The sequence below is a fragment of the Zoogloea oleivorans genome (assembly GCF_008107625.1).
Classification (GTDB): domain Bacteria; phylum Pseudomonadota; class Gammaproteobacteria; order Burkholderiales; family Rhodocyclaceae; genus Zoogloea; species Zoogloea oleivorans.
The window spans coordinates 22,224-30,299 of sequence record NZ_SDKK01000003.1; the positions used below are offsets into that span (position 1 = coordinate 22,224).

Genomic DNA, 8,076 nt, shown 5'->3' on the forward strand with positions numbered 1-8,076 from the left:
ACTTACTGCCCTGTCGGAGTGGGCGGTACGCTGGGCCGTGCAGGCGGCGGTGCGGCGAGCACGGTCTCGGCGGCGATCTTCCATTGACCGTCCACCTTCACCCAGTCGAGCTGCTTGCGTACCGTGTCGCGGTAGTGGCCGGCCGTGTAGTGCTGGATGAAACGGGTGCTCAGGTGTCCATCGCCGTGGGCGCGGATCTTGAGGTTGGCGATGCGCACGCCGGGGTTGGTGGCCTGGGTGAGCCGCTGGCGGCGTTCGGTCTCCCAATCGGTTGTGCTGCGGCCCTTGCCGGGATTGAAATCGGCGACGTAGAAGGTGCGGTAGCGATTGAAGTCCTGAGCGGTCCAGGCGGAGGTCCAGGCTTCCAGCTGGCGACTGAGCTGCTCGTCCGGCGTACCGGTGCCGACCGCTGGCTCGACCAGTTCCATCACCGGGGTGGGCGGGGCTTCGAGCGTGGGCAACGGCGCGGCCACGAGGGCCGGCGAGAACGGCGCGGTGCCGAGCAGTTCGGCGGCAATCGGTGCCGGGCGATAGCGGCTGCGCAGGGCGCTCCGTAGTTCGCCGGCGAGGCCGAGGAGCTGGGCTTGCAGAGTGGTTTGCTGGGCGCGGTTTTCGATCAGCGCGCGCTGGGCGTTGAAGAGGTCTTCCTGGGTGATCGACAGGTCGTTGAGGGAGCGCCGGCCTGCCTCGAAATGCAGCTCGTAGGCGGCGGCGACGCGCTGGGCGGCGACTACCCGCTCTTCCATCAGCGGGGCGATTTCCCGCGCTTCGGCAAACTGGCGGTACAGGTCGGTGATCTCCTTCGAGACCTTCAGCAAGAGGTCGTCGGCGTCAGCCTGGGCGGCCTGGTGGCGTTCGACGGCTTCGGTATGGCGGCCGATGTTCTTGCCACCGAGGGGAATGTCGATGCTGACCTGCACCTGGGCCGAGCGGTCGGAGTCGGACACCGGCACCGGGATGGTGGTGTTGTCGAGGCGCTTGCTGTAGCTCAGGTCGACTGCCGGAAAGAAGCTGCCACGGGCTACCCCGATGTCGGCCTGGCGGGCGGCGGTGCGCTGCAGCGCGGCGCGCAGGCGCGGGTTGCGTTCGTGGATGCGCTCGACCAGTCCGTCGATGTCGCCATCCTTGTCGGCCGGCTGGATGGCGGGGGCGACGAGGCCTTCCGGCGCCTGGCCGGTGAGCAGGCGATAACGGTATTCGGCGGTGCCTAGCTGGGCGCGCAACTGGCCGAGCAGGGTCCGGCTCTGGATCAGGCGGACGTGCATCAGATCCAGTTCGGCCGAGGGTATGCGCCCGGCCTCGACCCGGCGCGCCACGTTGGCTTCGACCCGTTCCTGGCGGGCGATGGTGGCGTTGAGGCTGTCCATGGTCTGGCGCAGGCGCACCACGTCGGCGTAGTTTTCGGTGATGTCGTAGGCGACCCGCTCCAGCACTTCGTCGAGGTCGGCATCGGCCGCATCGCGGGCCAGGCCGATGGAGCGCAGACGGTTGGTGTCGGCACCGCCGTTGAAGATGTTCCAGCGCAGGCTGGCATCGCTGCGCCGAATGTTGCGGTTGAGCGGCTGGCCCTGGGTTTCGTCGCGGGCGTCGGAGTTGCGGTAGGTGAGGCCGAGGCTGGGCAGGAAGTCGGAGCGCACCTGCGTGATCTGGGCGTCGGCCGCCCGCAACAGGGCCTGGGCGGAGCGCACGCTGGGTTGCTGCAGGAGCACCTTGTCCACCACCGCCGGCAGGGCTTCGGCATGGGCGCCACAGGTGGCGAAGCCGATGCCGAGGGCGGCGAGCAGGCCGGCGAGGCGGCGCGGGGCAGGGAGGTGGCGGATCATCAGCGTTCGCGCAGGGATTTGTCGAGGGTCTTGACGATGGGTTTCAGCATGTATTCCATCATCGTGCGTTTGCCGGTCTGGATGCTGGCGTCGGCGGCCATGCCCGGGGAGATGGTCAGGTGCTCGGAGGCATCGCCAAGGAAGTTCTTCTGGGCTTCGAGGAAGACTTCGAAGAAGGTTTCCTTGCGTTCGGCGTCCACCACCGCGTCGGCGCCGACGCGCAGGACCTTGCCCGGCAGGGTCCCGAAAATCGATGAGTCGTAGGCGCTGATGCGGATTTTGGCGTCCTGGCCGGCCTTGATGAAGGCGATGTCGGAGGGCTTCACCTTGGCGGTAATGAGCAGTCGGCCGTCGGCCGGCACCACTTCCATGATGCTTTCGCCGGCCTTGACCACGCCACCGACCGTGGTGACGAGGACCCGGTTAACCACGCCGTCCATCGGGGCACGCAGTTCCCGGCGGGCGACCCGGTCGTTGCGGCCGGTGAGTTGTTCGGTGAGGGTGGCGGCCTTCAGTTCGGCTTCGTTCTTTTCCTTGCTGGTCTCGGTCTGGAAGCGCGAGCGGGTTTCGGTCAGGCGGGCCTGGGCTTCGGCAACGGCGGCCTGGATGCGCCCGATGGTGATGCGGGTGGTTTCCAGTTCGCCCTTCTGGCCGGTGTAGCGCTGCTGGGCAGCGAGCAGGTCGGCCCTGGCGCCCGCGCCGGCGGCGGCGAGCTTTTCCTCGATGGCCAGGGTTTCCCGTGCCGAGCCGATCGAGTCGGCCAGTGTCTGGTGGCGGCTGCGCGCCTCGGCCAGTTCCTGCTGACGCTGGGCGAGCTGGCGGGACAGGGTTTCGAGGGTGTTCTCGCGTTCCTGGCGCCGGGTTTGCAAAAGCGTGCGCTGCTCGCGGACCAGATCCGGCGCGCTGTTCTCCAGTTCGGCCGGAAACTGCGGGGCGCCATTGCGGGCTTCGGCATCGAGGCGGGCGATGCTTGCCTGGGCGCTCCACAGGGCTTGCCGGGATTCGCCTTGTTCGGCGTTGAACTGCAGGTTCTGGACGACGGCGAGCACCTCGCCCTTCTTTACGACGCTGCCTTCGCGGGTGTTGAGGGCCTGCAGGATGCCGCCTTCCATGCTCTGGATCTGCTGCACCCGGCTGGACGGAACGACGGCGCCGATGGCGGTCACCGAGATGTCGAGGCGTGCAAAGCTCATCCACGTGAAAAACAGAATGAAAAACAGGGCGGTGGTGCCGAGCAGGATCAGCACGGCCCGCTGCGGGCCGCGGTCGAGATCCGGGTGGCTGCTGAGCGCTTCGGCTTCGAGGCGGGGCTGGCTGGAGGCGATGTTCAGTTTCATGCGGCAAACTCCTTCGGTGCGCCCTGGGCCGGGCCGGTTTGCAGCTTGCGCAGGACGTCGTTGCGCGGCCCGTCGAGCACGACGCGGCCCTGGTCCAGTACCACCAGCCGGTCGACCAGCGGCAGCATGGCCATCCGGTGGGTGACCAGCAGCACGGTCATGCCCTTGACGGAGCGCAGGTTGTCGATGAGGCGGGATTCGGTGGCCGGGTCCATCATGCTGGTCGGTTCGTCGAGGAGCAGCATGCGCGGCTGCTGGACGAGGGCCCGGGCGATGGACACCGCCTGACGCTGGCCGCCGGACAGGCGTTCGCCCCGTTCGCCGACCTGGGTACCGAGGCCGTTGGGCATCTGGGCGAGGGTCTCGTCGAGGCACGACATGCGCAGCGCTTCGAGGACTTCCTCATCGCCGACCTGGGTGCTGCCGAGCAGAATGTTCTCGCGGATGTCGCCGTGGAAGAGCACCACGTCCTGGGGCACATAGCCGATTTGGCGGCGCAGGCTTTGCGGTTCGAGCTGGTTCACCGAGATGCCGTCCACCATTACCGCGCCCTGGTCGGGGCTGTAGAGGTTGAGGATCAGCTTGAAGAGGGTGCTCTTGCCGGAGCCGATGCGGCCGATGAAGCCGACCCGTTCGCCGGGCCGGATGTGCAGGTTGAGTCCTTTGAGCAGCGGCGCCGAGTTGGGGTAGGCAAAGTGCGCGTCGCGAAAGTCGATGCGCCCCGACAGGCGTGGCAGATGCAGGCTGTCGGCGGTTTCGTCGGTGGGCGCATCCATGATCTTGTCGAGGGCTTCGAGGGCCTGGCGGGTCTGCTCGTAGCGGACGATCAGGGAGGCGATCTGGGTGGCTGGCGTGATGGCCCGGCCGGCCAGCATCGACACGGCGATCAACTGGCCCATGGTCAGGTCGCCGGCGCTGATCATCATGGCGCCGAACATCACGATGAGGATCGAATCGAGGTTGGTGACCAGCAGCGAGATGTAGGTGCCGAAGGACGTCCACTCGCGCATCTTCACCGAGTTCTCGGAGATTTTGACGGTCAGCATTTCCCACTGCCGGCGGGCCCACGCTTCGGCGCCAAGGGACTTGAGCGTGTCCACCCCGTTCATCACTTCGAACAGGTGGGCCGTGCGCTGGGCCGATTCCTGCATGTTGCTGCCGAGGATGCGGGTGAGCGGGCGGCGGATCAGGAAGGACACCGCCACGGTGAGCGGGATCAGGAGCAGCGGAATGAACACCAGCCAGTGGCCGATGATGGCGATCAGGACCAGGAAGAACAGCATGAAGGGCACGTCGCCGAGCACCGTCAGGGTGGACGAGGTGACGAACTCCCGTACCGACTCGAAGTCGCGCACGATGTTGGCCAGCACACCGCCCGAGGCCGGGCGGGAGGCCGCGCGCAGGCGCAGGGCCTGGGCGAACACGTGGGATGACATCTGCACGTCGGCCTTGCGCGCCGCGGCCTCCAGCAGATAGCTGCGCAGCATCTTGATGACCAGGTCGAACAGGGCCACCACCACCACCGCGCCGGTCAGCACCCACAGGCTGTCGAGGGCGTTGTTGGGCACGACGCGGTCATATACCGACATGGTGTAGAAGGGGATCACCGCCGCGAACACATTGGTCAGCACGGTGGCCAGCAGGGCCCAGCCGTAGATGGCCTTGTTGGCCAGCAGGGTGTCCCAGAACCAGCGGCGCGGGCGGGGCAGGTGGTAAAGCAGGCTGCGCGTGTCGAAGAACACCATCGGCCGCACGAAGCACGCCATCCCCGTGTATTCGGCGGCCACCTGCGCGGCGCTCATCGTCACGCTGCCGCGGATACCTGCCTGCACGCATTCGAAGTTGTCGCCGTCGCGGCGCAAGAGGATCAGCGGGTCGCCACCGTCGGCCGCAAACACCAGCGCCGGTAGTTCGGAGGGCTTGAACGCCGTCACGTTTTTCTTTGCCCGGGACAAGGCCAGCCCCCCGCGATGGGCGCATTCCCTGATATGGGTTTCGCTGATCTGTCCGGCGACAACTGGTGTGTCTGCCAGCAACTGGACCGGATCTGCCCGCTTGCCGAAAAAATGCGCCAGAAATACCAACTGGTCGATGACTCCGTCGACCGAAGCTTCTCCGTTGGTGGAAGGGGATTTTTCGCGCATGGGCAGGTTGCTCTGTTGGACAGGCCGCGCGGACCCTTGTAATTCGGTGCCCGCATTGACTAGGGGGGCGATGTTGCCACAACAGGCCAAATGCCAAATGTTAAAAAGTCACGATTATTTTTTCCGGAAGATGCGATTTGCCTAAGTGGTGACGTTTCTCACGAAATGGCGATCGTTCGTAAAGCGTTTATTGCTGTTTTTAACAAATACAATGGGTTTTTGCGGCGGCTTTCGGCCTGCGCATGCTGCATTATTCCAGGTCTTTAATTCTGCAATAAAGTGTTAAATGGCCAGCTTGAAGTGTGGCGTATTTCCTGTCGGATATTTTCCCGGGTTTCAAAGCGGTTTCCGTGAATGGTGGACGGTGGTCCAGGCTCCCTGTTTTGAAGCCCTTTTTATGTATTAAAAGCTATATTAATCATTGGTTTATTTGTTTTTTCTGGATATGGCGAAACGAATTTCAAGGGGGTTGGTGTGCTTCTTGGCACCCTTTCTTTCAGTTTGCCGTGTCGGTTTTTTTTACACCGAATAGTGGTTTGTGTTTTTTTACACTTCTGAAAATGGCATTGGAATTCCTTAAGTGATTGAGGTGGATTCGAATTATTAATTTTGACGAATTTTGTTGTCGTGGTGGCCCGCAAATTGCAGTTAAGACTGTGATTTTCTTTCCTCTTCGTATTCCCCGTGGAATTCGAAGACACAACAAACAGAAAGATGGAGGTCGTTCATGGCAACTTCGCGGTACTCAACCAGCGTTTCCCTTTGCGAAGACACCAGCAAGAATTTCGAGTTGTTCGATCTGCTCAAGCAAGCCGATCCCAATTACGCCGCAACGGAACCTGCACGCATCAAGCTCTATGTTTTCGACGGCTCCAAGTACGTCGAGACCACCTCCGGCTATTTCACCGCCGTCGACAAGGACACCTTCACGGTGGACATGTCCTACCTGCCGAACTTCAACGGAGACCTGAAGGTCCGGGTTCTCGGCACGGACAGCACCGGCAACAGCTTTGTCCTGGATCTGACGATCAACGTGACGCCGGTGAATGACGCCCCTTCCGGCGCCGATGAGTCCCTCGTCCTCGCCAATGGTGACCTCTACGTGCTGGGCCTCAACGACTTCGGTTTCACCGATCCGGTCGAGGGCGACAGCCTCAAATCGGTGCTGATCACCACCGTCCCGGCGACGGGCTCCCTGTTGCTTGACGGCGTTGCCGTGATCGCCGGCCAGGAAATCCTGGCTGCCGACATCGTGGCAGGCAAGCTCACCTATACCGCACCGATGAATGCGGGCGGCGCCATCGGCTTCGACTTCCAGGTTCGCGACACCGGCGGTACCGACGGTTGTGGCGGCAATGATCTGGATCTCACCCCGAACACCATCACCTTCAATGTGCCGCAGCCGGCCCAGGCCGTTATCGGCGATCAGGTGTGGGAAGACATCAACGGCAACGGCGTGCAGGACACGGGTGAGGCCGGCATCGCCGGCGTCGCCGTGCAACTGAAGGATGCCTTGGGCAACGTGGTGCAAACCACCACCACGGACGCCAGCGGCAACTACAGCTTCAACGTGGATGCGGGCACCTACGCGGTCGCCATCGTGACTCCCGCAGGCTATGTCGTTACCGAGCCCGACATGGGCCCGAGCGATGCTACCGATAGCGATTTTGACGCTGCTGGCAGCAGCGCCCCGGTGACTGTGGCTGCTGGCGAAGTGAACAGCACCATCGATGCGGGCCTGTTCCGTACCGCTGAAATCGGCGATCGCGTGTGGCTCGACACCAACAAGAACGGTGTGCAGGACGACGGCGAAGCCGGTGTCCAGGGTGTCATCGTGCGTCTGCTCAACGCCAACGGCGAACTCGTTGATGGTCCGGTTGCCACTGATGCCAATGGCAACTACCTGTTTACCAACCTGCGTCCGGGCACCTACAGCGTCGCTTTCGACAAGACCACGCTGCCGACCGGCTACAGCTTCACGACCCGCGACGCGGGTTCGGACGCCGCTGACAGCGACGCCGACAGCGCCACCGGCAAGACCATCCAGACCGTGCTCGACTCCGGCGAGTCGGACAAGAGCTGGGATGCCGGCATCGTCGCCAACCCGGGTTCCATCTCCGGCACGGTTCGCGAGGATCTGGACAACAACGACAGCGGCGACACCCCGATTCCGGGCGTCACCGTTCAGCTGAAGGACAGCACCGGCAACGTGGTGCAGACCACCACCACCGACGCCAACGGCAACTACACGTTCAGCAACGTGCCGGCCGGTACCTACTCGGTGGTTGAAACCAACCAGCCGGGCTACCTGGACGTTTCCGACATCGACGGCGGCAACCCGAACAGCATCGCCGTGACGCTGAACCCGGGCGCGACCAGCACCGGTAACGACTTCGTCGACGAGCGTCCCGCCACCCTGGGCGACACCGTCTTCGAAGACAAGAACGCCAACGGCGTGCAGGATGCCGGCGAAGCGGGCATCGCCAACGTCACCGTGCAGTTGAAGGATGCCGGCGGCAACGTGGTGCAAAGCGCCACCACCGACGCCAACGGCAACTACAGCTTCACGGTCGCCCCGGGCACCTACTCGGTGGCCGTAGTGAAGCCGGTTGGCTACGAGATCACCGGTCAGGACCTGGGCGGCAACGAAGCGCTTGATTCCGACATCAACGCTGCCGGCCAGACTGCCCCGATCACTCTCGTCTCCGGCGAGAACAACCCGAACGTCGACGCCGGCTTCTACAAGCTGGCTGAGCTGGGCGACAAGGTCTG

At 63.8% G+C, this 8,076-nt stretch carries 4 protein-coding genes; 1 reads left to right on the forward strand and 3 read right to left on the reverse strand.

The genetic code is table 11. The features are described 5' to 3' along the window. Window positions 1-2: 2 nt before the first annotated feature. Genes ETQ85_RS03380 through ETQ85_RS03390 form a run of 3 tightly spaced genes read right to left on the reverse strand, consistent with a single transcriptional unit; the run spans window position 3 to window position 5,304 of the window. A complete protein-coding gene (locus tag ETQ85_RS03380; protein WP_148577644.1) occupies window positions 3-1,823 on the reverse strand; it encodes a TolC family protein in 1,821 nt (606 codons plus the stop codon). Continuing rightward, window positions 1,823-3,160, reverse strand: coding sequence for an HlyD family type I secretion periplasmic adaptor subunit (locus tag ETQ85_RS03385; RefSeq protein WP_148577645.1), 1,338 nt, complete (start codon window positions 3,158-3,160; stop codon window positions 1,823-1,825). Before ETQ85_RS03385 ends, ETQ85_RS03380 begins: the two co-directional genes overlap by 1 nt. Beyond that, entirely contained in the window at window positions 3,157-5,304 is a 2,148-nt protein-coding gene (locus ETQ85_RS03390) for a type I secretion system permease/ATPase (RefSeq protein ID WP_148577646.1), read from the reverse strand. The genes ETQ85_RS03385 and ETQ85_RS03390 overlap by 4 nt, the downstream gene beginning before the upstream one ends. A 727-nt stretch (window positions 5,305-6,031) precedes the next feature. Between ETQ85_RS03390 and ETQ85_RS26090 the strand changes: the two genes are divergently transcribed. After that, window positions 6,032-8,076: SdrD B-like domain-containing protein (locus ETQ85_RS26090; RefSeq protein ID WP_187394564.1), on the forward strand; the 2,045-nt coding region annotated here is incomplete at its 3' end.